Raw genomic sequence first — 25,697 nt, forward strand, 5'->3', positions numbered from 1 at the left:
TAGGTGATCCCGCCCGACAGCACCAGAGATACCGTCGCACCCGGGCCCTCGCGGGCATCAGCGGTGTGTCAGAAAACGGGTCTCACCACAATGACCGATCTCTTTCCCTTCACAGAAGTCCGTCCTGTTGCACCGCCGGCCGCCTATATCGGCGACAAGAAGCAGCTTGCGCAGCGTGTCGCCTCCATCATCGAGCAGATCCCGCACGGCATCTATGCTGAGCCTTTCGTAGGCATGGGTGGGGTATTCCTGCGCCGGCGCCAGGTCCCACGCTCCGAGGTGATTAACGACCGCTCCGGCGACGTGACCACCCTGTTCCGGATCCTGCAGCGGCACTATCCGCAGTTCATGGACGCGCTGAAATTCCAGATCACCAGCCGCGCGGACTTCGAGCGTTTGAGCAAGGCGGATCCGTCGACGCTGACCGACCTTGAACGGGCTGCGCGCTTCCTCTATCTCCAGCGGCTTGCCTTCGGTGGCAAGGTGAGCGGCCGCAGCTTCGGCGTCGATTACACCGGCGGCGCGCGCTTCAATGTCAATCTGCTCGGGCCATTGCTTGCCGAGATCCACGAGCGCCTCGCCGGCGTGACGATCGAGAACCTCGACTGGCAGGTGTTCATCGAGCGTTACGATCGGCCAGAGACGCTGTTCTATCTGGATCCGCCGTACTTCGGCAACGAGGGCGATTATGGCGCCGGCGTCTTCAGCCGATCGGATTTTGCGCGCATGGCGCAGGTGCTGGCCGGCATCAGGGGAAGGTTCATCCTGTCGCTGAATGACCGGCCGGAGGTGCGCGAGATATTCGCTGCGTTTCGCTTTGCCGACGTAGGGTTGACCTACACGCTGCACGGTGGCGAGGGGAGCAAGGTGGGAGAGGTGATCATTCTTGACAACAAGGAGCCCGCGGCAGTAAATTTGCCGAGGGGGTGAACAGGCGCAACCGCCGCTAGGGTCGCCATGCCTGAACACAGTTAGTTAACTTCTTCCGGTAAGCCGTTTATGGCGTTGGCGACCTTCTGATCTCGGGCTGTGAGTCTGGGTCTGATTGCGGCCGGAGCCTTTGCTGAGATACAATGCTTTGTCAGCGTTTATATATAGGTCTTCCGCGTTGTTGGCGTCATCAGCCATGCAAAGTCCAATTGACACGGTGATCGCTCCATAATCAGCGCCGGTCCTTTGGTCTCTCAACGGTGTCAATTCAGTTTGCAACCGGATCTTTTCAGCAAGCTCAAGAGCGGTAGTCTGATCAACTCCCTCCAGGATTATTCCGAATTCTTCCCCACCGGTCCGGGCGACAAATGCCTCATTCGGCAGGCATTTCTTCATCACCCGAGAAACGACACACAACACACTGTCACCGACTGGATGACCATAGGTGTCGTTGAATTTCTTGAATCTGTCGATGTCCACAACGATCAGGGCATGAGATTTACTGTTGCCGTTACTATCAAATATATTGGCCAGTCGCTCATCGAATGAGCGTCGGTTGGCTAGCTTGGTCAATGGGTCAATTGCAGCGAGACGCTTGTACTCGCTCAACTCTGTCTTGATATGGGCTATTTCTTCTGCGCTCTCTACGATGTGCCGGATCGCAGTCTCACCATTCTTCTTGGTGTCCCCAGTAGCTGATGACAGCAAGTTCGCCAAATGGGCAATCGCTTCAATGCTGGCCTTTCCACTTTCGCTGAGCTTTTCGCGGCTTTGATCTAACAGGTTTGCGTAGCTACGCATCCCGGACTGCTCTTGCTCAAACAAGCCGATCAGGTCCTTGAGTGCTGCTGAAGCCCCTCGATTTGCCGTAGCGACGGCAGACATGCCATGATGGTGAGGCAGGAAGTCTCTGCCGACCTCATCGAGTTGTGCTTGTGTTGGGAGCTTGTCCAACGCGTTGAACCGCCGCACAAGCGCTGCATTCGTTGCGTTCAGGAACTCGTAAACCAACTCGTAGTTTCGCGGCAACGAGGAGATGCCCCGTGTGCGCATCACCTTGAGAACTCCCTCCGCAACATCGGTTGCAACTGCCTTGTCGCGGTCGGCTGTCATGCTTTGTCTCAAGCGTTCAATGTTTCACGTTATCACGATATGTCAGATTAATTTATAATTCACTAAACCGGATGAAGCTCATTGTTGCTCCATGAGTTTTTACAATTTCCTTACCTGGGGCAGCTACCTCTCAGGCCGCCCGGGGTAAACCGGCGGCGATCATAACGGACACGTTCATGCAAGAGCAGATCGATAACCCGACCCGCAGCTACAATAGAGGATCGAGCGTAAGGTATGACGCGAACTGTCCTGGTGTAGTCGAGCTGACCTTCATGGATCGATTCTATTACATCGCGCTGACCGGCGTCATAGTTAATGTCTCGAGAAGTGGGTGCCTTTTTGCAAATGACAGGACACCTTGGAACACGATGCCGATAGATCAGACCGAGGAAACCCTTTTCCGTTTGATAGATGAGCAGTGCCACGTTTACATGCCGTGGGCCAATGCCCATCGAACTGGCAAGGTCCGGCGCGTCAGATCCTACATTATCGGTGTCCAGTTTGACGAGATGCTGGACCCGAGATCTGTGAAACTGATCTCAAGGCTCGAACCTAGTGATCAGCGGCGATTCAAACCCGCCAATTCCGAAAAGTATAACCATATCTTCACTTTACGCACCAAATGAGCTGCAGATTGGGTCACGTTGCTTGAGCCAGTGACAGCCGACGAGTTTCCTGATGTCACTGTGGGCGAGCGGCGCAGCCTTTGGGCGACCAAAACAAGAGCGGTCTAATGCCATGGGTGGATCAGGGCGTACAGTTTGGTCAACCGAGTTCGTGTCGAGTTTTGCGTTTCGCTTTTTTTGAGAATCAGTCACCGTCCCCGGGCTTGGGAGAGCAAGCCGGGTGAGGTGTTTTCTTTTGAGGCATCTGGCGAGATGTGATCTAATCGGGTTTCGTTGATCGGGGCGCTGCCCACGTCCCGACCGCCCGGCTGGTGCTCAAACGAGGAAAGCTGCCGCGATGCTACTCGGGACTGGCGATCCGAAAGAACTGATGTGGGAACTCGGTGGCGAGGTTGACCCAACGACCGGAAGTGAGCGCCGGAGTATCCGTTACGATGGTGTCGGGTTCAGCCTTGTCATCGAGCGAGCTGACCGCATTGACCAGCGCAAGGTCTATCTTAGAACCGATACTGCGAGGTTCCCGCCCGTGATCCTGAGAGACATGCGGCAAGGAAACTATGCAGCAATGCTCTGGTTCGGTGCCAGGGATCATGAAATGACAGTAGGGCCTGCAAGCACCAGAAAAGGTGAGGTTTCGATAACGGGTGAAATCCAGGCTAGCGTTCTGGCCGCGGTCGCCGCACGGTCGGATACTTTCTGGATAGGGATGTTTTCGCTGCTGGAAGAAGTATTGTTCCAGGAAGAAGTCCACACGACCAACCTAAGGGATTGCGTCCGAAAGCTCTGCGACGCATGAAGTCCCGTCATGCGAGTAGGTGCGGATGGAAAATTGGTGTGAAGATGCGAGACAAGCAGGATAGTGATTACATTGTAAGTCCGGAGGTGCGCTTGCTCAAAGCTATGGCCAATGGCCAGAGGCTTGTGATCCTTCAGCTCCTCGTCAGGTATCCGGAGGGCCTCAGTGCTTCGGAACTCATGATCCACACAGGTTTGGGACAATCCGCTTTATCCCAGCATTTGGGCAAACTTCGCGATGCAAGCCTCGTGGCGCGAAGCCGGCGGCCAGGGAAGCTCAGCTTCAAGCTTTCGTCTCCCTTGGTTCTTCCGTTGCTTGAAGTGATTGCGAGGTCGCAGCGTGTACGATCGGCGCCGGATGTCGTAACTTGATCCCATCCGTGTTCAAGAAATCTTTGAAATCAAGCGAATGGCGCCAGATAGTGTGAGGGTTCCTCAGGCGCATGAGAAAAAAGGCGGCGAAGAAGGACCGGCTTAAGAATCAGACCATTATCGTCACCGTCAAGCAGTTGAGATTGATCTCGAGGTCCCGCATGGATAGGCGCGAAACCGTAGCCAAAACTGTTCCAATTCGACAATTATTAAAGTTTTACACGCCAAATTAAGCCAACGCTGAGAGCTGCCGTTGTATTTGTGACACTCCAGAGTTCCAGATGAAGGCAGGCTTAGCGATGGCAGGCTCAACAAAGAAGCGGTTTCTCGAGCTGTTCGAAAACAACAGTGGCAACTTTGCGATCATGGCCGCGTTGTCTGTCCCGCTCGTCTTCATTGCTGCTAGTCTCGCTGTCGACACCACAAACGCAATGTCGATGAAGACCCGATTGCAGAACGCTGTGGATAGTGCTGCGTTGGCGACCTCGACGCGATTGGCGCAGGAAGAGGGCCTCGGCCTGGATGACGCGAAAGCCTTTGCAGTTACCTTCCTCCAAGGGCAGATCGATGAGGATATGTCTGCGTTCACCGATCTGAGCATCAAGCCTACGATCAACATCACGGCCTTGGAAGACAATGGCATCAAGGTTTGGCGTGTCGCGATCTCATCGGTCGGAACGCAGACATTGACGCCCATGGCCCGCCTGATGGGACGGGAGAGCGTCAGCGTCGATGTCTTCGGCCAATCCGAAAGTGCATCCGGCAAGACCCAGGGAGCATTTTCCATGGCTCTTGTGCTGGACCGGTCGGGGTCGATGGGCTGGGATCTCGATGGGCAGCGCAAAATTGACGTGTTGAAGGCGGCGGTGGGCGGACTCCTCGACCAGATCGAAGCGGCCGATCCATCACACAACTACGTTCGCATAGGTGCTGCGAGCTACAGCACCTATATGACGGGTTCACAGAAACTCCATTGGCGACCAAGCAAAACGCGCGATTTCGTTAACGCACTACCGGCATCTGGGGGAACGGATTCGACCGAGGCGTTTGGATGGGCCTACACGAGCGTAACTGCAGCGAAGGAAGCCAGGCAACATGAGAGAAAGAACCAACAGGAGCCGCAACGCTTCATCGTTTTCATGACTGACGGCGACAACAACTATAATTCTGCCGACTCCTCCACGAGGATCCTATGCGACGAAGCGAAGAACGACGGTGTTGAGATCTATTCGGTCGCATTTGCCGCCCCGAGCGGTGGCAAAAAGCTGTTGTCCTATTGTGCGAGCAGCTCTGCTCACTTCTTTGATGCCCAGAGCAGCGCGGACCTGATAGCCGCTTTCAAGAGTATTGGGGAGAAGACCTCTCAGGTCGCTTCACGACTCACCCACTGATCCTGACCTCAATCCAAAAGCGGACTGAAGCAAAACTGGCTCGCCTTGACGCATAAACCAATTGCGGTCCGAGAAGGCAACCCTAACTGGGAAATGCCTTGGGATTGCAATAGAGGCCCGGCAGCAGGTGCAACTTTGCCGGGCCTCGTTTCATTTGTGCTGACCCGGCAAACTGGGGCGAACTCGGCTTTCAGTTCATATAGTGCGAAGCATGCCCGAGCGATGAAGTTCAGAGAAAAGTGGGAAAAACATCAAAACCCCTTTGATTTTATGGTAATCGTGATATCTAAAGAAAACTGAATAATCCAATGTGCCAATTGGGATTGCGCATCGGCTCAGTAAGTTGGCGTTGGGTCGTCCGCTATCCCGTTCCAGATACTGGTGTTAGATGCATGTACCTCTTCATAGGGAAGCGGCCCTGCGGGTTGTGGAGCTGATGCTCGAGGATCGGCAATTGTCGAATTACATCATCACAAGAACTAATGAGCGAGTTGGTCGGGTTTGTGCCGATAGTGAGGAAAAAACTGACAGCTATTGGTGGGGAGTCCATCGCGCCATTTTTGCGGCGGTCCTATTGGAGGCAAGTGCTGAATTTGACTGGAAGCCGCGGTCTTTTTGATTCCTTTTCATGCCCTATCCAGAGCGCCCAATATCACTTCAAACCTTTGGCGACCTTCTCCGGCACGGCTACAAGCTGAACGGCCATTGCCGGGGCTGCGGCGTGCATCGCGAGATCGATCTGGCGATGTGTCCGGCTGATAGGGACTATGTCGGAGCGAGGTTCAAATGCCGTGGCTGCGCGGGCAAGGTGGAGATCAGCCTCAGTCAGATCAAGACTGGTAATGACGGACATCTGCCGGCGCTGGAGAGGTGGCGGAGATTGTAATTGGAGTGCGGAGTGCAAGCCCTTCGGCTTGTTAGCCTGGCGATTGATGCCAGCCTTCCCCCAGGATCTCATCGTCGAGAAATCCGAAGGCGGTACCATCCTGATCGTAAACACAGCTGCAGTATGCACACCGGTACCTAGCTTTCGCAGCGATAGCATCGGGCAGTTTCGATTTCTGGCCGGCTGACAGTTCGTGCTGACGATTGGAGCCAGCACCGCTGCATTTCTTTGGGCATCGCATTTTGCTGATTCTCACCTATCTATTGGGTCCCGACATCCCGCTCCAGATAACCAATTCCGTTCAAATTTTGCGACTAGGTCTAGGCCGCCTCATCACCCTGATCAGTGGTGCCGCGACTTCTATCCTGAAATCTTACCACACGGTTCGGGCGGTGGATTCGGTCTGTCAGATAAAACAATCCGAGCAGGGCGTTTGAAAGAAGGTTGCCAAGCAACAAGGCATAGACCAGCCAGAACACAACGAAACTCGCTGTGGAATAGTCCGGATAGGTCACGTCGACTACATAGGATTGGAGCGCAAAAAAGCCAAAGCCCAAGATGTATGTCGCAATCGACAGGAGGGCCAGGTAGCCGAACAAATAAGACAGAAATCGCCTGCGCGACAAAGGTACCGGCTCGCCTGTGCGGTCGTTGAGGCTGACGGGAGCCGACCCCGTCATGGGAGAGTCCATTTCGGGATTTCCGAAAGTGGCCACTGCAGCCAGCGCCGCCACAAAAAATCCGGTGAGAACGCTGAGCAGATCGCTTGAGCGTCCTAACACGTCTAATGCTTTCGCATCAGTAAGAAATCTATCCGAGAGTAGCGGCAAGGAAATCAACAACGCGAAGCATACCGGAAAAATCAAATCGAATTTGATTTTCTCCGGGTGACTGATTCTCAGGTACCTAAGTGGGACGAAGAGCCGCCACATAATTCAGGCCATCTCCTTCTTCATTGCTTCAATCAATTCGTCGCTCATTTTCGCACAAACCTCGGCCAAAGGTGTTGTGACCGTGACCTCGGCTGTTCTCAAAAAGAACGCTTCGCCAGCATCAGCCTTCGCAGTATCGACCTTGGCGCTATGGGGTTTGCTGGTGTCGTCATCCTTCCACCGGACCCGCATTGTATCATATCCCTTCGATTTGGCCCAAACCTTGACCTTGTCAAGGAAGTCCAGATAATCGCCCTGTGGGAGCTTTTTCGAGACGGAAAGGCTTAAATTTTGCCTCGCGGCCTTCAGGAATTTCCCTTCGTCCATCCCGATGTCGATTTCGGCATAGGTTATGAGTTCGAGATGCAGCAGCCTACCTTCAGATATTGATGTTTTCAGCTTCTCTGAAGCGTGACCTGCTAGTTCCACAAGAGGCCATGTTTTCAAGGGTTTCTTGTCTTCGCGAGGAAAGGTCACATCCTGATCGTCACAGATATCGCGAAACTGCGACCGTAGAAAGGTCTGGATGGGGGTTCTACCGAAGCCGGTAACATCTTCCATGACCGTTCTATAGACGAACCCGTTTGGCGTCGTAGGGCGTAGTTGAATTACAGCGTGAACCGACAGGCCGCCGACTTCATCTTCCTCTTTCTCGAAAAGCCGAACATCGCCGGTTTTGATGTTTGTGACGCCAGCATCTGCTTTTTCCTTGTCTCCAAGACAAAAAAGAAGAGCTACGGCTGGCTCACCATTGGGGAGCTCAACCTGCTTCATCGAGGACAATCGGATTACGCGCTGCTCATTGTCGATGACCTTAAATGCCAATCCGTCATCGACGCGCTTTTGAAGATGGGGAGTCAGCTGATCAAGCGGTATTGCCGGGGCCTCGCTGGGGTGCGGCTTCATTACCAAGTCGAAGAAGAGAATATGTCGTCGGTTTTTCAGAAGCATTCAACCCTCCAGAGCTAATGAGAATCTGCACAACCTCCACTGCGAGTCAATTAAATGGCTGATCGGGAGAAGATCGTTCCCCAGCCTTCGCTCCGACAACCGGACAATTGGTGCCCCTTGGACTTTCGTGCCACCAGCGAAATGAAGTCACCGGCGATCGAGTGGGAGAGAACGATCTAGGAACATTTGGTGGGGAAACTGGTGGGGCTTTTTGCGCCGGAATCCACACAATACCCCCTTTATCCGGTTTTCCCGGCAAACATGTGTTTTTGCCCTTGCCCGCAAAACCCTGATGTTCTAAGGCCTTTTTCCAGTCGGAGCGTAGCGCAGCCCGGTAGCGCACTTGTCTGGGGGACAAGGGGTCGTGGGTTCGAATCCCGCCGCTCCGACCATTTTCAAAAATCAGCAATGCTTGAAACTGCCGCACTCAATAACGGCGGCGATTGCGCGTCTCGGCAGACCTCAGGCGGGCAGGGGGCGTTGATGCAGTTCAGCCCCGGACCGCAGCCTTGACTGCCAGCGCATTTCCAGCGCGTAGCACCCCCAGACGATGCCCATCAGCAGGTAGAAATGCCGCCAGTGGTCGGTGTCGATCACGTTGCCGATGATCATGTGTCCGATCAGGACGATGTAGCCGATCATCAGGTAAGGTTGCCACGGCCGGTCGCGCAGCAGGTAACGGAAGCCGAGAACGAGCGTCCACGCAATCAGTGTCACGTAGCTGACAAAGCCCAACCAGCCATAGTCCATCAGTGCCTTGAGCCAGATATTGTGCGTATCCTCGCCCCACATCAGGCCGAACTCGAGAGGCCCGATGCCCAGCGGATGCTCCATTGCCATCAGGAAGCCGATGGCATGCCGCTCGAAGCGGCCGTGCCGCGCGCCGTCATAGGATTGCACCAGCTTGGCGCGGTCGGAGAAAAGATCGGCGATCTGGTCGAACTGCAGCGCCACGATGATTGCTCCAATCAGCAGCAGCGTGCCGATCAGCGTCATCACCAGGATCTTCAGCCGGAAGGCGCCGGTGCGTTCCTTGATCAGCATGGGAACACCAGCAGCACCATGGTGATGGCGAGCAGGCCCCAGGCTGCGCGTGAGAACGAGAAGAACACGCCGAGTGCCAGGATCACCAGGCCGATCACGCGCAACGGAGCAGCCTTCAGGGTGCCGGTCAGCAGCCCGTGCATCAGGTAGAGCGCCGGCAGCACCAGGTAGGGGCCGAACACGTTCGGGTCCTGAAAGGCGCCCATCGCCCGGCCATAGCGGGTGAACACCTCGCCGCCGGGCAGCACACCGAGATAGCCCAGGATGCCGAGAAGCGCGGTGATGATTGCGGCCGCCACATAAGCCCGGAAGATCAGCACAAGACGCCGCTGGTCGGCTTCGATGATGGCGGCGAAGAACATCGACGTGAAGGCAAGGAACAGCGACACGGCGATGTACATCGGCGTGTCCTTGACGTTGTCCATCGTCAGGATCGAGAACATGCCGCCGATGTTGAAGACCACGAAGAGCACGATCAGCGGTGCGATGTGTTTCGACAATCGGAGCCCGAACACTGCCCAGATCGCGATCAGCACCACCAGGAACAGCTCATAGGGTGCCGGTTCGTTGATCACGAAGCCCGAAAGAAAGACGCCGAAGGCCACCAGCAGCGAGGCCAGCATCGAGATCGCTGCGCGTTGCGGCTGAAACAGGGCAGGTGCTGGAAGGACGGCGCTGGTCAATAGGCGTTTTCCGTGTTGAACAGCCTGATCGGCGTCAGGAACAGGATCTTGAGATCAAACAGCAGCGACCAGTTCTCGATGTAGTAGAGATCGCAGGCCGTGCGTTTCTTGATCTTCTCGTCATTGTCGATCTCACCGCGCCAGCCATTGATCTGGGCCCAGCCGGTGACCCCGGGCTTGACCCTGTGGCGGGCGAAATAACCGTCCACCACCTCGGCAAACAGCCGGTCATGAGCCGCGGCCACCACTGCATGCGGCCGCGGCCCGACCAGCGAAAGGTCACCCCTCAAGACGTTGAAGAACTGCGGCAATTCATCAATCGAGGTTTTACGGATGAAACGGCCGACCTTGGTGACGCGCGGATCGCCCTTTGTCACCGCCGCGCGCGCCGTGGGGTCGCATTGCTCGGTGTACATCGAACGGAACTTGAGCACGGAAATGACTTCATTGTTGAAGCCATGGCGTTTCTGGCGGAACAGCACCGGTCCCCTGGAATCGAGCTTGATGGCGATCGCCGTGCCGATCATGACCGGCCAGAGGACGGCAATGGCCAGCAGCGAGAAGAAGATGTCAAAGATCCGCTTGGCCACCGAATCCCAGTCGGTGATCGGCCGGTCGAAGATGTCGAGCATCGGCACGGCGCCGACATAGGAATAGGCGCGGGGACGGAACCTGAGCTTGTTGGCATGCGCGGCGAGGCGAATGTCGAGCGGCAGGATCCAGAGCTTCTTCAACAGTTCGAGAACCCGCGATTCCGCATTCAGCGGCATCGCGATGATCAGCATGTCGATCCGCGCCATGCGTGCAAACTCCACCAGCGCGTCGATGTTTCCCAGTTTCGGGTACCCGGCGATCATCGGCGGCGACCGCCGCTCGTCCCGGTCATCGAAAAAGCCGCAGATGCGGATATCATTGTCGGCGTCCTGCTCGATCGAGCGGATCAGGCCCTTGGCGATCTCGCCGCCGCCGACGATGACCGCCCGCCGTTCCATGATCCCGTTCCGGGCCCAGCGCCTGATGCCGAAGGCGACGACATTGCGCACGATGATCAGCCCGACCGCGCCGGAGACGTACCACGCCGCAAACCAGAACCGCGAGAACGCCAGGCCATACTGCATGAAGAACGCCAGCACGGAGATGATGGCGAAGGCAATGGTCCAGGCGCTCAGCACCTTGGGCAAGGTTCGTAGCGCGCTTCTGAGTGCGGGAACCTGGTAGCCGTCGGCAATCTGGATCAGCAGCACCGCCAGGGTCGAGCCGATCAGGATGGCCGGAAGATAGAGATAGACGGTCGCATCGCTCGACAGGCCGACATAGAGGGCATGGACGATGAAACCGGTCAGCGCCAGCAAGGCGAATTCCGCAAGCCGCAGCGAACCGATGATCATCGTCGGGGAGTAGTTCTCCTGCGACAGGCGGTTGGCGGTCTGGCGTGCCAGGCGGCTCATTTCGACCGCCGGCTTGCCATCCGCGCCCTCCAGGCTCGGCTTGACCTTGATGTCGGCCAAGGCCTTGCGGATGCCTTCGGAATTGAACGCGTCGTTGCGGTCGAACTTGTTCACGGTCGAACTCTCCCCGGAAACTTACCCCTTGGGGATAGCATGCGCTCCCTAAGAAAGACTTGACACGCCGCGCTTCCCGCTGTGCCGTTATCGTCCGTCCAGGCAGTCCCGGTAGAGCGATATCATCCGGTCTGCCATTGTTTGCGCAGAGAAATTTGCTTGGAACTCCGCCATCTGCGGCATTGAGGCGGGCAGCCAGTTCGGATCGGAGACGGCGTGAGCCATGGCCGCTGCCAGCGCCTCGATGTCCCCCGGTGGCACAAATCCGGCAAATCCGTTGCCGAGAATTTCCGGGATGCCGCCGACTTCGGTCGAGATCACCGGCTTGCCGGCCGCGACCGCTTCGAGAACGATGTAGGGCATCGATTCAGCCCGCGAGGGGATGACCACCGTTCGCGCCATCGCAAAGGCCTCTCGGGCGGGCATGGCGTCGCGCATCCTTACCCGCTCGCCCAGGCCGAGCAGATCGAGCCGTGCCTGGTAGCGCGGCTTGTCATCTCCGTCGCCAACCATGACGCCGCGCAGGGGCCGTCCGGCCAGTTGCTCGGCACGCCGCAGCGCTTCGATGAACACGTCCGGCCCTTTCAGGTCGCGCATCATGCCGATGTAGAGGAAATCGACCGCATCGGCATCGTCAACGACCGGCTCGAACTCGTTTTCACGCAAGCCGTTGTGAATGAGACGCCAGGATGCGCGGGGTGTGCCGATCTTTTTCTCATAGGTTTTGCGCTCGTAATCCGAGACGAACACCAGGCTGTCGGTCCAGCGCTCTAGCAGCCGTTCGATGGCAAAGTAGGCCTGACCCCGCAGGGTCTTCTCGTTGTAGTGCAGGCTCCCGCCGTGCGGGGAATAAAAACGGGCAACGCAAGACCTTGATACCCGTAACCGTGAGCCGACCAGTCGCACGAAAGCGCCACCCTTGGCGCCGTGTCCGTGCAACACGTCCGGCTGCAAATTCTTGACTTCACGAAAGGTTTTGACTGCCGTGCTGATGTCTGACAGCCCAAGTGAGCGGCGAATGGGCAGCCGTGTCAGCCCAAGCGTCAGATGCGGCATGATGCTTTCGAAAAGCTTGTCCTCATAGGCGCCGCCGGTGGTGGAATCGCACAGGATCCCGACCTGGTGACCGGCCTTTGCATGCTCTTCCGCCAGATCCCGTACATGCCGGAAAATGCCGCCCACCGGCGACCGGAAGCAATGAAGGATCCGTAGAGGTTTGTGTGCTGTCATCAGGTTAGAACAGCCGCTCACGCACATAGATGGTGTCGCCAGCGAGGATCGGATCCGTGATCCGAACCCTGCCGGTCATGATTTTCCCGTTGATGTTCCGGGTGATATCGACATTGCGCTGGTTTGCCCGCGAGGAATAGCCCCCGGCAATGGCAATGGCGTTCTGCACGGTCATGCCGGCCACATAGGAGTATTGCCCCGCCTGTCCGACTTCGCCCATGATGTAGAACGACCGGTAGCGGTCGACTTCGATCGATACGTCTGGATCGCGCAGATAGCCCTGTCTCAGGCTGACTGCGATATTGCCTTCCAGTTCCTGCAATGTGCGGCCGCGCGCGGGAACCGCGCCGATCAGCGGGAAGGCGATATAGCCGGACTGGTCGATGGTGTAGGTTCCGGTCAATCCGTCCTGTTCAAAGACGGTGACCCGCAACCGGTCTCCGGCGTCCAGCCGGTAGGGCTGCATCACCGCCTCGTGGAAAGCCCGCGGCGCCGGCTGATAGCCTGAACATCCTGCCAGCATGACCGCGGTCATGGCGGCCGCCAGAAGATGTGTCGCTTTGGACTTGGCGGGTTTCATTCTTTTCCGTGCTCCACGCGAAACGTGCAAAATTCGAAACCCGTTATCGATCCATTAGGGTTAACGGCTGGTAAAACTCCGATCTTTTTTGCTCTGTGCGACCTGCAGGGCGGCTTCAATCAAAGCTGCTGTCCGGCGGGACCGGGGAGGAGGGCCCAAAGGTAAAGGAACTCTGACTGCAGCCTTAACCCTTGCGTTACCATGTTCCTTTACTCTTGCGGGTCAGTACAAGTACGGAGTAGCTGCGCATGTCTGTCTCGCCGATGACACAAGCTGATGTGGATATTGATCTTGGCCGCCTGGTAAAGGCGGTCTGGGAGAAGAGAGTGCTTGTGGCGGGTCTCACCGCTGCCGCCGCAGGACTGGCCTTCATCGTCACCGGTTTGCTCAATCCGCTCTACAAGTCGGAAACCCGGCTTCTGATCGAAACCCGTGAGCCGGTCTATTCCAGCGACCAGAACCAGACCAACTCCGACACGACATTTGATGACCGGGCGGTGACCAGCCAGGTCGAGATTCTTCGCTCGACCGATCTTGTGAAGCAGGTGGCGCGCACGCTCGATCTGTCCTCCCGCGAGGAATTCGATCCCGCGGCCAATCCCTCGGCGATAAGCGACATCCTGGTCATGCTCGGCCTCAAGAAGAACCCGCTCGACGTCCCCGCTGAGGAGCGCATTCTCAAGGAATTCTACAAGAAGCTTGATGTCTATGCCGTGCCTGAATCGCGTGTGATCGGCATCGAGTTCTCCTCCCAGGACGAGGCGCTTGCCGCCCAGGTGCCCAACGCCCTGGTCGATGCCTATCTGGCCTTCCAGTCCGGCGCAAAGCTTGAAACCAACACTGACGCAAGTGCCTGGCTGGAACCCGAAATCGCCAGACTGCGCGAGAAGGTCCGTGAATCCGAAAGCAAGGTCGCCGAATACCGTGCCCAGACCGGGCTCCTGCTGGTCAACCAGCAGGACACCATTGCTGCCAAGCAACTCTCTGATATTTCGACCGAATTGAGCAGGGTGAGGGGCGAGCGGGCGGATTCGGAAGCCCGTGCTCAACAGGTACGCACAGCACTGCAGAATGGCCAGGCGGTCGATGCCGTATCCGACGTGCTCGATAGCCCGGTCATCCAGCGGCTGCGCGAAAGCGAGGGCAACATCCGTGCCCAGCTTGCAGATGTCTCGACCACGCTTCTCGATGCCCATCCCCGCATGAAGGGGCTGCGCGCGCAATTGGCTGATGTCGAGCAGCAGATTGTCAGCGAGATCCGCAAGGTGCTCTCGAGCCTCGAAAGCAATGCGCGGGTTGCGCGGCTGCGTGAAGAGGAACTGGTAGCCCAGCTCAACGAACTCAAGGCCGGGTCGGCCCGCGAGGGCGAGGAGGCCGTCGAGCTGCGCTCGCTCGAGCGCGAGGCGGCGGCCCAGCGTGAACTGCTCGAAACCTATCTGAGCCGCTATCGTGAAGCGGCCTCGCGCACCGAGCCCAAGGCCCTGCCTGCAGATGCCCGGGTAATTTCCCGCGCAGTCCCGGCATCGGAAGCCTATTTTCCGAAAACCGGCCCCATCATTATTGTGGCAGCGCTCTCGGCCTTTCTGCTCTCGTCGATCGGCGTGATGCTGGGCGAATTGTTCTCCGGCAGGGCCCTGCGGCCTTCCTCGGCGCTTGTCGGTGATCCGACTGCCGCCCCGGTAATGGCAAATCAGGCTGCCGCAGTGCCCGTTGCCGCGGCTTTTGCGCCGTCCGGCGACCAGTCTGAAAGCCACTCCGCAGCATTGCCCCAGATTTCCAATGATGCGGATGATTTCAGCGTCGAGGCGGTTGCCGAGCAACTGATTACCGATCAGACGCCGGTCGCGGTATGCGTTTCACCGGAGGGAGATGAGGGCTCGGCTGCCGCGGTGATGCTCACGCGCACCGTTGCCGGCGATGGTCTCAAGACCGTGCTGATCGATCTGACCGGGTCGGCCTGCCCGACCGAACTCATGGCAGAATCGACCCGTCTTCCGGGATTGACCGACCTGATGTGCGGTGAAACCAGCATCGCGGACTCGATCCATCCCGATCGCCTGTCTTCGGCGCATGTCATCCCGCGCGGCAACGCCAATGCAAGACGCGCCATGCGCGCGATCGACCGGTTGCCGATGATCATCGACGCCCTGACCGAAGCCTATGATCTCGTGGTGGTCGAATGTGGCGCCGCCGACGCCGCTTCGGTTGCGCGGATTGCCCGTGCTGAGCGCAGCGAGATCGTGCTCTCGATCCTGCGCTCCGGTGAGGCCGAAATCGCCACCCTGCTGGCTGAGTTCAATGCACAGGGTTTCGACGATATCCTGCTGATGACACCCGGCGAACCGGTCAGCCCGCTGGGAAACCGCAGTTCAGCCGCCTGAGTTCCCAGGCTTGTTCCGATTGATCGCCGTATCCCGCGATCAATCGGTCTCCGCAGCCGGCCTGGCTTTCTCTACCGTCAAGCCCCGCAAGCGCGCGGCAATCCGGTGCAACGCCGGTGAGGTCTTGATGGTCCGCTTCAGACGGATCATGCCGGTGATCAGGGGTGCGGCCAGCCGCCCCTTGAGATTGAGCGGCACATAGCAGTCAACGAGTTCTGTCCGTTGCGGACACCAGGACCGCTTGTAGAGCTGATCGCCGACACCGAAGTCGAACACCTTGTGTCCGCTCGCCGAAGCACGTTCGATCATCAGGTAGAACAGAAGCTCCCCGGCGCTTACGTCGGCGGCCACCGTCTCGTCGATCGAACCGAACTGGCAGGTGACATGCCGGTCCTTGACGGTCAGCCCGGCCACCGAAATGATCCGGCCCGCGTGATCGCCGCCGGCAAGTTCGATGCCGTGAAGTTCGAGTGCGGGCTGTCCGTCCACGTTGCGTGTGGTCGCAAGGGAGCGCAGGAAGGCGCGAATTCCGGGATCTGCAAAAACGTTCGGAAGGCCCTGCGCGGTAAGCCGCGCCGGTTTCTGTTCGAGAAATGCATCCAGCAGCCGCAGGGCCTCGGCATCGCTGTCGCCGGTGATGTGCCGGTAGCCGCCCATCGCCTCCAGCCGTCGCTCCGAGACGCGGAACTTCTTCCGGCGGCGCTTGCCGTTGATCTGCGCCAGTACCTCGGAGAAGTCGGTAAAGAGCGGCAGCTGGAAACTCGGATTCTGGTGGAACACCCGGGGCAAGCCGGAAAACGGCGGTTGCCCGGCCGTCTCCGGCGTCATCTTGTCGAACAGAACGAGGTCTGCCGAAAGCCCCGCCTTGGTCAGGGCTGTTGCAAGCTGTTTGGCCGAAACCTGGCCGATCTTGGTCAGTTGCTTGGTGTCGATCAGGCCGGTGTTTTCGTTCGAATGGGCTGTTCCGGCGAAGCGCGCGATGCTGAGCCCACCCCTTTGTTCGATCTCGAGCGGCAGTATGGCGAACGGTACACCATCGTGCTCGAGAGAAACGACGTTGAGGCTTGCGCCGGTTGTCTTGGTCCAGGCTTCCACCCAGGCGCGGCTCTGGTGAAAGCTTGTTTTCGGATCGGCTTCGAGCGCTGACCACAGCTCTGGGATTGCCTCGGGCGCCGGTGCGATCCGCGCCGACAGCCGGTCCACGTCCGCCGCCGCATGCTGTGCTGCCGAGGCCAGGGGGGCAGTGATGTCCTGTGCATTCGCCATGGTGTCAGAGCTCTCGGGGTTTCATGCCTGCTGGAGCAAACATGAAGCACGAGACCAAAAATTCACGTAAACATCGTGTCAAAGCTGCGCAAAAGCCTGTTTGAAGGCTAATGCAGTGTTAACGCCACAAGACGCCGCCGTTTGAGGCGCCGGTTGTCGTCAGGCCTGCTTGTTCTTCGGCGGGCGTTCCATCCAGCGGATAACGAACATTGCCGGCACCACCCAGAGAACGCCAGTGAACAGGAAATAGAGCAGGTGCACATACCATTCCGATTCCGCCAGCCGGTAGGTGGCGATCGTCGTGGCCACCAGTGCGTAGACGATCACGAGTGCAACAATGATCACGGTTCCGATGAGTTTCTTCAGGCGGACAGGCATGGCGGAGCCTTGTTGTTTCGGGCGGTCTGGTTGATCTGGTACCCGACATAGCGGCTTTCGGGCTGAACGCAAGGGCAAGCCTGCGGGGGACACGCGCCGCGACGGCATGCCGCAAAGCCCTGACCCTTGCCTTGGCACGGCGTGTGGTGCACATGTCCGCCGTGTTGCTCAAGGAAAGAAACCGGACATGACTGCCACCACCGCTGCTCCGCGCGCTGAACTTCAGGATCCCCGGGCGCAGGCCGCCACCGAGATGCCGGATGCCGGGAAATTGCTGGCCGAGCAGCAGCGGATCCGCGACAACCGTGCGGTTCAGCGGGTCTGGCTTGCCATCGTGCTGGTCGCCATTTTCGCCCTTGTGCTTGTCGGCGGCGCCACTCGTCTGACCGATTCCGGCCTTTCGATCACCGAGTGGAAGCCGATCCATGGCGTGATTCCGCCGCTGAGCGAGGCGGAATGGCAGGAAGAACTCGAACTCTACCGCCAGATCCCCGAATACCAGCTGATCAACAAGGGCATGAGCCTGGATGAATTCAAGGTGATCTACTGGTGGGAATGGGCGCACCGGTTTCTTGCCCGCGGTGTCGGCGTGCTGTTTGGTGTGCCGTTGCTGTTTTTCCTGGCCACAGGCCGTGTCGAGAAACGCCTGCGCTGGCCCTTGTTCGGGCTGCTGGTGCTCGGCGGTCTGCAAGGCGCTGTCGGCTGGTGGATGGTGGCATCCGGCCTCGTCGATCGCGTTGATGTCAGCCAGTACCGCCTGGCCACCCACCTGACCCTTGCCTGCCTCATCTTCGCGGCGATTGTCTGGGTGATGCGGGGCCTGGCGCCGCACTCCTCGGACCCGGTCCCGAGTGTCGGCCTGAAGCGCGGGGCAGGGGCTCTTGCGGGCCTCATCCTGGTGCAGATCTATCTCGGCGGCCTGGTCGCGGGGCTTGACGCAGGGCTGGCATCCAACACATGGCCGTTGATGAATGGAGCCTTCGTGCCGGAGGGCCTGCTTGTGATCGCTCCCGCCTGGCGCAATTTCTTTGAAAACGAGTTGACGGTTCAGTTCGTGCACCGTCTTGGCGGTTACCTCATCTTTGCGCTCGCCTTTTGGCACATGGTGGCATCGATCCAGCGCGGACGAGGCAGCACCCATTGCCGCCGCGCCGTGGTGCTGTTTGGACTGGTCACCATCCAGGCCCTGATCGGGATCGTGGTGATTGTCACCCAGGTTCCGGTGAGCTGGGCCTTGCTGCACCAGGGCTGGGCAGTGGTTGTGCTCGGATTTGCCGTCGCCCACTGGCGCGGGTTCCATGGCGCCTATCCGATGGAAACAAACATCAGCCTGAGGAGTTGACCGGCAAGGCCTGCCGCGACGTCGGCGGCAAGGGTCCGTCTTTCCAAGGGAGAGTGCAATGACACTTTTCAAGCCGTCGCGTCGTCGAAGATATGTCTCTGACACACAATACTACGCTTGGTTCGAACTCGCCTACACGACGGTCGACGTCTGCGCGGCACTGCTGTTCGTGGTGGGGTCGGTTATGTTCTTCTCGGAGAATTGGCAGACCGCCGGGACCTGGTGTTTCCTGATCGGTTCGATCTGCTTCGCACTCAAGCCGACATTGCGCATCATCCGCGAACTTCGCTATGTCGAGGAGGATGATTACGAGGATCTGGCCAAGCGATACGAAGACGGCTCATAGAGCGTCTGTCCAGGGACAGGGCCGGCTGTCTGCGGCGAAAGACACGGCAAGGCCTGCCGCGCCATTCACCCCAAATTTCGCCTCAGCCGCCGATCATCAGGTCCATGTTCTGCACTGCCGCCCCGGACGCGCCCTTGCCGAGATTGTCGAGCGAAGCGACCAGGTTGACCTGTCCCGCCCCCTCGGTGCCGCAGACATAGAGTTTCATCCGGTCGGTGCCCGCCATTTCTTCGGGATCCAGCCGCGGCAGGCCTGACGAGACCGCAAGCGAAACGACTTCGACGACCGATCCGCTTCCGTAGTGGTCGGCAAGCGCCGCGTGTACGTTCGCCATCGACGGCTCGCCGGTCATCAGGTCGAGATGCAGCGGCACATTGACCAGCATGCCCTGTGCGAAGCGCCCGACGGCGGGCGTGAAGATCGGCCGCCGCGAGATCCCGGTATGGGTCATGATCTCAGGCACATGCTTGTGCGCCAAGGCCAGCGCATAGGCGAAATAGGTAGCCGTGATCGCATCGTCGCGGCCCGCATCTTCCATCTGCGCGATCAATTGCTTGCCGCCGCCGGTGTAGCCGGACACGGCATTGATGGTGACCGGATAGTCCGCAGGCAGCAAGCCGGCTCCCACCAGAGGCGAGATCAGCGCGATCGCGCCGGTTGAATAGCAGCCCGGGTTCGAGACGAACTGCGCACCGGCGATGCGCTTTCTCTGGGCTTGAGAAAGCTCGGCAAAGCCGAACGCCCAGTCCGGGTTGCTGCGGTGCGCGGTAGAAGCATCGATGAACCGGGTTCCGGCGTCGGACGCGAGTGCCACCGCTTCCCGCGCCGCGTCGTCGGGCAGGCACAGAATGGCGATATCGGCCTCGCGCAGAAACTGGGTCCGGACAGCCGGATCCCGCCGCTGCTCGACGGGCATCGACATCAGCTCGATGTCGCTCCGCTGCTGCAGCCGCGATACGATCTGCAGGCCAGTTGTTCCGTGTTCACCGTCAATGAAAATCTTGGGAGCCATCGGGCTTCTCCGTTCATGCAAATAGTATCAGGGACTTGTGCAGCGCTTCGGATTCAGTTCGCGAAGCTCTTGGTTGGCTTCGCGAGCGTTATCGTCGTGATCGGCGTTCTGCAAGCAGTCCCAGATAATGCATGGCAACAGAGGCTCCGGCTATCGCGGTGATGTCCGCGTGATCATAGGCTGGCGCGACTTCTACAATATCGGCGCCCTTGATATCAAGCCCCCCGAGTTTCTGAAGCACCGAGAGCATCTTGGCGCTCGAAGGTCCGCCGGCCACCGGTGTACCGGTTCCGGGGGCGAAAGCCGGGTCGAGGCAATCGATGTCGAAGGTGACATAGCAGGGCGCATCGCCGACATGATCGGCGATGGTCGCGGCAATCTGCGTCGCCGACATGTCCTCGACGTCGTAGCCGTAGAGGATGCGGATGCCGCAATCCTCCGGCGCATGGGTCCTGATTCCGACCTGGATCGAGCGGGTCGGGTCGATCACCCCGTCACGAACCGCGCGGCCGACGAATGAACCGTGATCGATCCGCTTGCCGTCGTCGAACCAGGTGTCCTGATGGGCATCGAACTGGACCAGTGCCAGTTGCCCATGTTTGGCAGCGTGCGCCTTGAGCAGCGGCCAGGTGACGAAATGGTCGCCGCCCATGCTCATCAGAAAGGCCCCGGAGGCCAGGATCTTGCTCGCTTCGCGCTCGATGGTCGCCGGTGTCTTCTGATGGTTGCCATAGTCGAGCAGGCAGTCACCGTAGTCGATCACCGCCATCGCCTCGAACAGATCCCGATCGAACGGATATTGCGGATCATTGTCGAAGATCGCCGCTGCACGGCGGATTGCCTGCGGTCCGAAGCGCGCGCCGGGCCGGTTCGACACGGCCGCGTCGAACGGAATGCCCCACACCACCGCATCGGCGCCCTTGAGCGACTTGGTGTATTTGCGCCGCATGAACGAAAGCGCTCCGGCATAGGTCGGATCAGACGCCGCCGAGGTCAGCGAACGGGTGGTGAATGCGTGGTCGATGGATTTATTGGCCATGGTCTGGTCCCGGACGCTGCGGATGTGTCCGCCTTGTCTAACCCAATAGACCCGCATGTCAAAGTCGGCCGTTTCCGGCAGCGGGGCAGAAAACCCCTAGGTTTTTGGTGTTTTAGGGTTTGGGAAGTTTTGTCTGGTAGAGCATGGGCAAGCAGGACAGTGTCCATAGATCCACAAGACGGAATTGGCCATGGGTGAAGCTAAGTCTTCATACGCTTCCACGGAGACCTTGTATTCCGTTCAGTATCTGCGCGCGGCGGCAGCGCTCGCGGTTGTTTACTACCATGTATCGGCACTGTCGCAAGAGACCTGGGGGCTCGATCCCGAGCGCATCGACCATGTTGGTGCCGCTGGTGTTGATCTGTTTTTTGTCATCTCCGGTTTTGTCATGGCGATGATCGTGGGGCGGCCTGGCGCCTTTGACGGCCGCGAATTCTGGATCCGCCGCATTGCCAGGGTTGTTCCAGCCTATTGGGTGATCACCTTTGCCGTCTTCGCGCTGGCATGGTTCATGCCGCATCTCTTCAACTCGACCACGGCCGATCTCTCCACCCTGATGACATCCTTGTCATTTCTGGCTCTCGACCATGGTGACGGCAACACGACGCCGCTGCTGGTGGTCGGCTGGACACTGAACTACGAGATCTTCTTCTATGCGATCGTGGCATTGACCGCTGGTCTGTTCGGCGACCGCAGGCTGCATGGCGCCTCGCTGCTCATCATCTCTCTGGTGGCCCTGGGGCTGTGGGTGCGCCCGGAAGATCCGAGCCTGGCGTTCTATACGGATCCGATCCTGCTTGAGTTCGTCTTCGGCATCCTCATCTACCGCACATGGAGCCGGACACGGCAACTGCATCACGGACTTGCGCTGGCCATGTTCTTGAGCGGCACGGTGCTGCTTGTTCTTCAGTGGGAACGTCCGGTTGGCGATCTGCGGATGCTGTTCTGGGGCGTACCCGCGGCTGCGGTGCTGTATGGTGCGCTGGGCACGCTGACCTTCCGCAGTCCGCTGCTGGCGCGCCTGGGCGAGTGGTCCTATGCCCTCTATCTCACCCACGTCTTCGTCATCACCCTCTACATCAAGCACATCATCTCCGCGGTGACGACGATCGAACTGCCGTGGCAGGTGCATTACCTGATCATGACCATTTTCACGGTCGCCGGCGCTGCGGCCTACCACATGGTGGTCGAAGCCCCGCTCTCGCGTTGGACCTTGCGCTCACTGCGCCGGCCGCAACCGGCCCTGAAGCAGACCGTCCGGCCGACGACTGGTCCCGCCGAATAGCTCCGACCCTGCGCGGCAAGGCCACCGACATCAGGCCTTGTCTGCAGACAAAAAAAGGTGGGGCTGAAGCCCCGCTCAAACCTGCAATTCCAGAGATGAAGCTTAACATCTGGAGAGCTGAATAAACGAATAGATAAACCAGTAAAAAATCGGAAGTTTACATGTCTTGTGGCAGGTAAAACTTTTTTGGGCATCCGGGACGGCGCGGCATTGGTCGAAAAGGCTCGGTCCATGCCCAGTCCCGGTCCGTCATCTCGCTTGCGTAGCGTGCCGTTCGCCCGGCATATTGCCGGCGGGCGGTTTCGGTCCCGATCATTGTGCTCTGCGTTGAATTACTGCAAGTCAGAAATATGATTAACCTGTTGAAATAAAACGATTATTTTGAGGTGATTTCTCAATCACGATGCTGTAGAACCCGTGAAAACAAGCCAGGAACGATGTGTTAGATTGCATCGAGATGTTCTACGATCCGAATCGCAGGCGCGTGAGAAGCAGAAAGGGACTTAAATGGTGGCTGTAAAGCCTGAAGCAACTGGCGTGGGGCTCAACAATGCCGTGCAAAAGACATCGACATTCTCGCTAACGCATTCCGAACGGCAAGTCTTGATCGCGATTCTCTGCGTCTTGCTGGTCGTGCGCATCCTGGCCATGTTCTGGTACCCTTTCGTAGACTCGACAGAGGCACGATATGCAGAAATTGCGCGAAAGATGGTCGAGACAGGCGACTGGATAACCCCTCAGTTCGATTACGGCGTCCCGTTTTGGGGTAAGCCACCATTGCACACATGGATGTCCGCTCTGGGCATGAAAATATTCGGGGTTGGTCATTTTGGCGCGCGTTTTTTCTTTCTGATCGCATCTCTTGGCCTGCTGTGGCTCTGCTACGTCTGGGTCCGCAGAGTGCGAGGCGCAGACCAGGCCTTGGTGGCAATGGCTGTCATTGCAACTGCAGGGCTGTTTTACGGAGCGTCGGCTTTCGTCGTGACCGATATGGCAATGGTGCTGGGAACGACCATGAGCATGACCGGGTTCTACGTCTGCCTCACTGACAGATCGGCTCACCGTTTATGGGGGTACCTGTTCTTTGTCGGCCTTGCTGTTGGCCTCTTGGCAAAGGGGCCGGTTGCGGTCGTTTTAACAGGAATTCCGATTTTCCTTTGGATCGTCGTAGGCAATCGCTGGCGACAGTTGTTTCGTCTTCCATGGATCACGGGTCTGCTTGTCACTGCTCTGATCGCTTTGCCATGGTATCTTGTGGCCGAAGCGAAAACGCCAGGATTCTTGAACTATTTCATTGTCGGAGAACACTACAAGCGATTCCTGGAGACTGCCTGGCAGGGCGATTTGTACGGTTCGGCTCATGCTCGCCCGAAGGGAATGATTTGGGCATATGGGACCTTTACATTCCTGCCTTGGTCATTTTTCGTGCTAGCTTTGATGCTCAGAAGCAAACAGGTTCTGGATGTCTTACGAAAAGATCAAGCCGGATGGTATAGTTATCTTTTTTTCTGGTCATTGTCGCCGTTGATCCTGTTCACGCCAGCTGCCAACATTCTTCCCGCTTATGTTTTGCCGGGAATTCCTGCCGCCGCCATTCTGTTGGTTACCGTCTGGTCAAACGTATTCGGGCCACCAGGTCGGATGACGCGGCTATGGGGATCACTTTCCATGATCAGTGTCGCGGTAATAGTACTGGGTCTGGCTACGGTTGCGTTCTTCTTGCCCAACACGCTCAATGTGAAGTCGGAACGAGAGTTGGTCCTTAGAGCACTCGAGGCGTCGCCCGATATCGCAATCACCTACTGGGCCGACCGCAGTTATTCCGCCGAATTTTACGCACAAGGCCGCGTTGGCTACCTGATGGATCCGGATGGTCTCCGCGCATTAAACACCAACAACGTCAGGGATGCCCTGGCGGTCAGTAGCCAAGACATACCCAATCTAAGGGACCAATTGGAGGCTGGCTTCGTTGATGTAGGTCGGTTCGGGCGGCGTCATTTGTTTATTGAGCCGTCGCCGCAATAACGATCCGGATGCTGCTGATGGAAGCCGGCTATCTGTGACTTGCTCCAACCCGAGGCAAGTGCTGAGCGCTGGCGCGCCGGACAGGGCGTGGGTGACTGACATCGCCTGCATCCGGACCAGGAGAGCTTTGCCTTCCTGGCCGTGACGATCGACCTGTTTTCGCACCGCGTCACCGGCTGGCCGCTGCATGGCAGGCAGGCCGCTGGCATCGCGTTGCAGGCGTTGCTTATGGCGGTATGGCGTCGAAGGCCGAAGAACATGGTTCTGGTCCGTTCCGACCAGGGCTCGCAGTTCACCAGCATGGACTGGGCGGTTTTCCTGAAGCACCATAATCCTGCGCGCTCGATGAGCCGTCGCGGCAACTGCCATGGCAATGCCGTGGCGGAGAGCTTCTTCGCTCTCCTCAAGCGCGAGCACCTTAGGGACGGGATGCGGTCACCCGTGGAGTTCGAACGGCAGCAGGAAATGCAACCCGAGGATGTCCACGAAACTCGGGGCTATTCAGCAAGCATCAAAAAAGGAGGCCCGGTGAGGGGCCTCCTTGAAAATGTTGGGATATTTGCAGTTCCAGCTTAACGCTTGGAGAACTGGAACGAGCGGCGTGCCTTGGCCTTGCCGTACTTCTTGCGCTCGACGACGCGGCTGTCGCGGGTCAGGAAGCCACCCTTCTTGAGAACGCCGCGCAGGCCGGGTTCGTAGTAGGTCAGCGCCTTGGAGATGCCGTGACGGACAGCACCGGCCTGGCCGGAGAGGCCGCCGCCGGTGACGGTGCAGACAACGTCGAACTGGCCCTGGCGGGCAGCGGCGACGACAGGCTGCTGGACAACCATCTGCAGCACCGGACGTGCGAAATACTTGACGAAGTCGCGGCCGTTGACGGTGATCTTGCCGGTGCCGGGCTTGACCCAGACGCGGGCGATCGCGTTCTTGCGCTTGCCGGTCGCATAAGAGCGGCCCAGGTCATCGACCTTGCGCACATGGACCGGGGCTTCCGGTGCAGCTTCGGCAGCGTTGACCGATGCGCCGAGCTCCTCAAGCGAATTGAGTTCAGCCATGATCAGGCGCTCCTTTTGTTCTTGGTGTTCAGCGAGGCGACGTCCAGGACGGTCGGCTGCTGGGCTTCATGCGGATGTTCCGAACCGGCATAGACGCGCAGGTTCTTCATCTGGCGACGGCCAAGCGGACCGCGCGGAACCATGCGCTCGACAGCCTTCTCGATGACGCGCTCGGGAAAACGGCCTTCGAAAATCTGGCGCGCGGTGCGCTCCTTGATGCCGCCGGGATAGCCGGTGTGCCAGTAGTACTTCTTGTCGGTGTACTTCTTGCCGGTCAGGACCGCCTTTTCGGCATTGATGATCACGACATTGTCGCCATCGTCAACATGAGGGGTGAAGGTGGCTTTGTGCTTGCCGCGCAGGCGGTTTGCAACAACAGAGGCGAGGCGGCCAACGACGAGATCTGTCGCGTCGATGATGACCCACTTCTTTTCCACCTCTGCAGGCTTCTGCGAGAAGGTTTTCATGGAGTT

22 protein-coding genes, 1 tRNA gene and 3 pseudogenes are annotated in these 25,697 nt (G+C 58.5%); 12 read left to right on the forward strand and 14 right to left on the reverse strand.

The genetic code is table 11. From position 1 onward, the window contains the following. Positions 1–90 precede the first annotated feature (90 nt). Entirely contained in the window at positions 91–930 is an 840-nt protein-coding gene (locus tag GTW23_RS18230; RefSeq protein WP_252916834.1) for a DNA adenine methylase, read from the forward strand. A gap of 45 nt (positions 931–975) precedes the next feature. Here GTW23_RS18230 and GTW23_RS18235 read toward each other — a convergent pair whose 3' ends face one another. Next, entirely contained in the window at positions 976–2,043 is a 1,068-nt protein-coding gene (locus tag GTW23_RS18235) for a GGDEF domain-containing protein (RefSeq protein WP_252916835.1), read from the reverse strand. Between the two features lie 176 nt (positions 2,044–2,219). Here GTW23_RS18235 and GTW23_RS18240 point away from each other — a divergent pair, with 176 nt between their 5' ends. The 4 genes from GTW23_RS18240 to GTW23_RS18250 all read left to right on the forward strand — a co-directional run bounded on the left by GTW23_RS18240 (position 2,220) and on the right by GTW23_RS18250 (position 5,227). Then, entirely contained in the window at positions 2,220–2,669 is a 450-nt protein-coding gene (locus GTW23_RS18240) for a PilZ domain-containing protein (protein ID WP_252916836.1), read from the forward strand. 337 nt (positions 2,670–3,006) lie between these two features. After that, the gene (locus GTW23_RS18245) at positions 3,007–3,465 is read left to right on the forward strand and encodes a hypothetical protein (RefSeq protein ID WP_252916837.1); all 459 of its coding nucleotides are present in this window, start codon (positions 3,007–3,009) and stop codon (positions 3,463–3,465) included. A 104-nt stretch (positions 3,466–3,569) separates the two neighbouring features. Beyond that, the gene (locus GTW23_RS23565; protein WP_425494123.1) at positions 3,570–3,836 is read left to right on the forward strand and encodes an ArsR/SmtB family transcription factor; all 267 of its coding nucleotides are present in this window, start codon (positions 3,570–3,572) and stop codon (positions 3,834–3,836) included. 281 nt (positions 3,837–4,117) lie between these two features. Then, positions 4,118–5,227, forward strand: coding sequence for a vWA domain-containing protein (locus tag GTW23_RS18250; protein WP_252916838.1), 1,110 nt, complete (start codon positions 4,118–4,120; stop codon positions 5,225–5,227). A gap of 1,206 nt (positions 5,228–6,433) precedes the next feature. Here the strand turns inward: GTW23_RS18250 and GTW23_RS18255 are convergent. Continuing rightward, complete coding sequence (locus tag GTW23_RS18255) at positions 6,434–7,045, reverse strand: hypothetical protein (RefSeq protein ID WP_252916839.1); 612 nt, start codon at positions 7,043–7,045, stop codon at positions 6,434–6,436. A gap of 3 nt (positions 7,046–7,048) precedes the next feature. Then, the gene (locus GTW23_RS18260) at positions 7,049–7,996 is read right to left on the reverse strand and encodes a hypothetical protein (RefSeq protein WP_252916840.1); all 948 of its coding nucleotides are present in this window, start codon (positions 7,994–7,996) and stop codon (positions 7,049–7,051) included. A 315-nt stretch (positions 7,997–8,311) separates the two neighbouring features. On the opposite strand from GTW23_RS18260, the gene GTW23_RS18265 reads away from it, so the two are divergent. After that, positions 8,312–8,388 (forward strand) — tRNA-Pro (locus tag GTW23_RS18265). 70 nt (positions 8,389–8,458) lie between these two features. Here GTW23_RS18265 and GTW23_RS18270 read toward each other — a convergent pair. The 4 genes and pseudogenes from GTW23_RS18270 to GTW23_RS18285 all read right to left on the reverse strand — a co-directional run bounded on the left by GTW23_RS18270 (position 8,459) and on the right by GTW23_RS18285 (position 13,050). Further along, positions 8,459–9,723: pseudogene (locus GTW23_RS18270) on the reverse strand (O-antigen ligase family protein). Next, positions 9,720–11,285, reverse strand: a complete 1,566-nt coding sequence (locus tag GTW23_RS18275; protein WP_193217278.1) for an undecaprenyl-phosphate glucose phosphotransferase — start codon at positions 11,283–11,285, stop codon at positions 9,720–9,722. Before GTW23_RS18275 ends, GTW23_RS18270 begins: the two are co-directional and overlap by 4 nt. Before the next feature lie 87 nt (positions 11,286–11,372). Beyond that, positions 11,373–12,515 (reverse strand): glycosyltransferase family 4 protein, encoded by a 1,143-nt coding sequence (locus GTW23_RS18280; RefSeq protein WP_252916841.1) that lies wholly within the window; start codon positions 12,513–12,515, stop codon positions 11,373–11,375. 4 nt (positions 12,516–12,519) lie between these two features. Next, the gene (locus tag GTW23_RS18285) at positions 12,520–13,050 is read right to left on the reverse strand and encodes a polysaccharide biosynthesis/export family protein (RefSeq protein WP_382264746.1); all 531 of its coding nucleotides are present in this window, start codon (positions 13,048–13,050) and stop codon (positions 12,520–12,522) included. Between the two features lie 293 nt (positions 13,051–13,343). Here GTW23_RS18285 and GTW23_RS18290 point away from each other — a divergent pair, with 293 nt between their 5' ends. After that, the gene (locus tag GTW23_RS18290) at positions 13,344–15,476 is read left to right on the forward strand and encodes a GumC family protein (protein WP_152009188.1); all 2,133 of its coding nucleotides are present in this window, start codon (positions 13,344–13,346) and stop codon (positions 15,474–15,476) included. A 39-nt stretch (positions 15,477–15,515) separates the two neighbouring features. Here the strand turns inward: GTW23_RS18290 and GTW23_RS18295 are convergent, their stop codons facing one another. Next, a complete protein-coding gene (locus GTW23_RS18295) occupies positions 15,516–16,742 on the reverse strand; it encodes a GNAT family N-acetyltransferase (protein WP_252916843.1) in 1,227 nt (408 codons plus the stop codon). 159 nt (positions 16,743–16,901) lie between these two features. Then, positions 16,902–17,120: a DUF2842 domain-containing protein gene (locus GTW23_RS18300; protein WP_252916844.1), complete on the reverse strand. Its 219-nt coding sequence runs from the start codon at positions 17,118–17,120 to the stop codon at positions 16,902–16,904. A gap of 253 nt (positions 17,121–17,373) precedes the next feature. Between GTW23_RS18300 and GTW23_RS18305 the strand changes: the two genes are divergently transcribed. Together GTW23_RS18305 and GTW23_RS18310 are read left to right on the forward strand one after the other, a co-directional pair. Further along, a complete protein-coding gene (locus GTW23_RS18305) occupies positions 17,374–18,462 on the forward strand; it encodes a COX15/CtaA family protein (protein ID WP_382264743.1) in 1,089 nt (362 codons plus the stop codon). A gap of 58 nt (positions 18,463–18,520) precedes the next feature. After that, positions 18,521–18,808, forward strand: coding sequence for a YrhK family protein (locus tag GTW23_RS18310; protein WP_252916846.1), 288 nt, complete (start codon positions 18,521–18,523; stop codon positions 18,806–18,808). Between the two features lie 82 nt (positions 18,809–18,890). Here the strand turns inward: GTW23_RS18310 and argC are convergent, their stop codons facing one another. After that, positions 18,891–19,820, reverse strand: a complete 930-nt coding sequence (gene argC / locus GTW23_RS18315) for an N-acetyl-gamma-glutamyl-phosphate reductase (protein ID WP_152009183.1) — start codon at positions 19,818–19,820, stop codon at positions 18,891–18,893. Positions 19,821–19,908: 88 nt separating this feature from the next. Continuing rightward, on the reverse strand, positions 19,909–20,859 hold the full coding sequence (gene speB / locus GTW23_RS18320; protein WP_152009182.1) for an agmatinase: 951 nt from the start codon (positions 20,857–20,859) through the stop codon (positions 19,909–19,911). A gap of 190 nt (positions 20,860–21,049) precedes the next feature. Here speB and GTW23_RS18325 point away from each other — a divergent pair, with 190 nt between their 5' ends. Continuing rightward, positions 21,050–22,144: an acyltransferase family protein gene (locus GTW23_RS18325; RefSeq protein WP_252916847.1), complete on the forward strand. Its 1,095-nt coding sequence runs from the start codon at positions 21,050–21,052 to the stop codon at positions 22,142–22,144. Between the two features lie 184 nt (positions 22,145–22,328). Here the strand turns inward: GTW23_RS18325 and GTW23_RS18330 are convergent. Then, positions 22,329–22,460 (reverse strand): annotated as a pseudogene (locus GTW23_RS18330) (IS5/IS1182 family transposase); the annotation flags it as partial. A gap of 191 nt (positions 22,461–22,651) precedes the next feature. Here GTW23_RS18330 and GTW23_RS18335 point away from each other — a divergent pair. Further along, entirely contained in the window at positions 22,652–24,169 is a 1,518-nt protein-coding gene (locus GTW23_RS18335) for an ArnT family glycosyltransferase (RefSeq protein WP_252916848.1), read from the forward strand. 73 nt (positions 24,170–24,242) lie between these two features. Continuing rightward, a pseudogene (locus tag GTW23_RS18340) lies at positions 24,243–24,745 on the forward strand (transposase); the annotation flags it as partial. Here the strand turns inward: GTW23_RS18340 and rpsI are convergent. Then, positions 24,742–25,224: a 30S ribosomal protein S9 gene (rpsI, locus tag GTW23_RS18345; protein WP_152009179.1), complete on the reverse strand. Its 483-nt coding sequence runs from the start codon at positions 25,222–25,224 to the stop codon at positions 24,742–24,744. The pseudogene GTW23_RS18340 and the gene rpsI sit on opposite strands and share 4 nt — an antisense overlap. A gap of 2 nt (positions 25,225–25,226) precedes the next feature. After that, positions 25,227–25,691: a 50S ribosomal protein L13 gene (gene rplM, locus GTW23_RS18350; RefSeq protein WP_152009178.1), complete on the reverse strand. Its 465-nt coding sequence runs from the start codon at positions 25,689–25,691 to the stop codon at positions 25,227–25,229. Between the last annotated feature and the right edge of the window lie 6 nt (positions 25,692–25,697).

It is taken from the genome of Parahoeflea alexandrii (assembly GCF_024105735.1).
GTDB classification, from domain to species: domain Bacteria; phylum Pseudomonadota; class Alphaproteobacteria; order Rhizobiales; family Rhizobiaceae; genus Hoeflea; species Hoeflea alexandrii.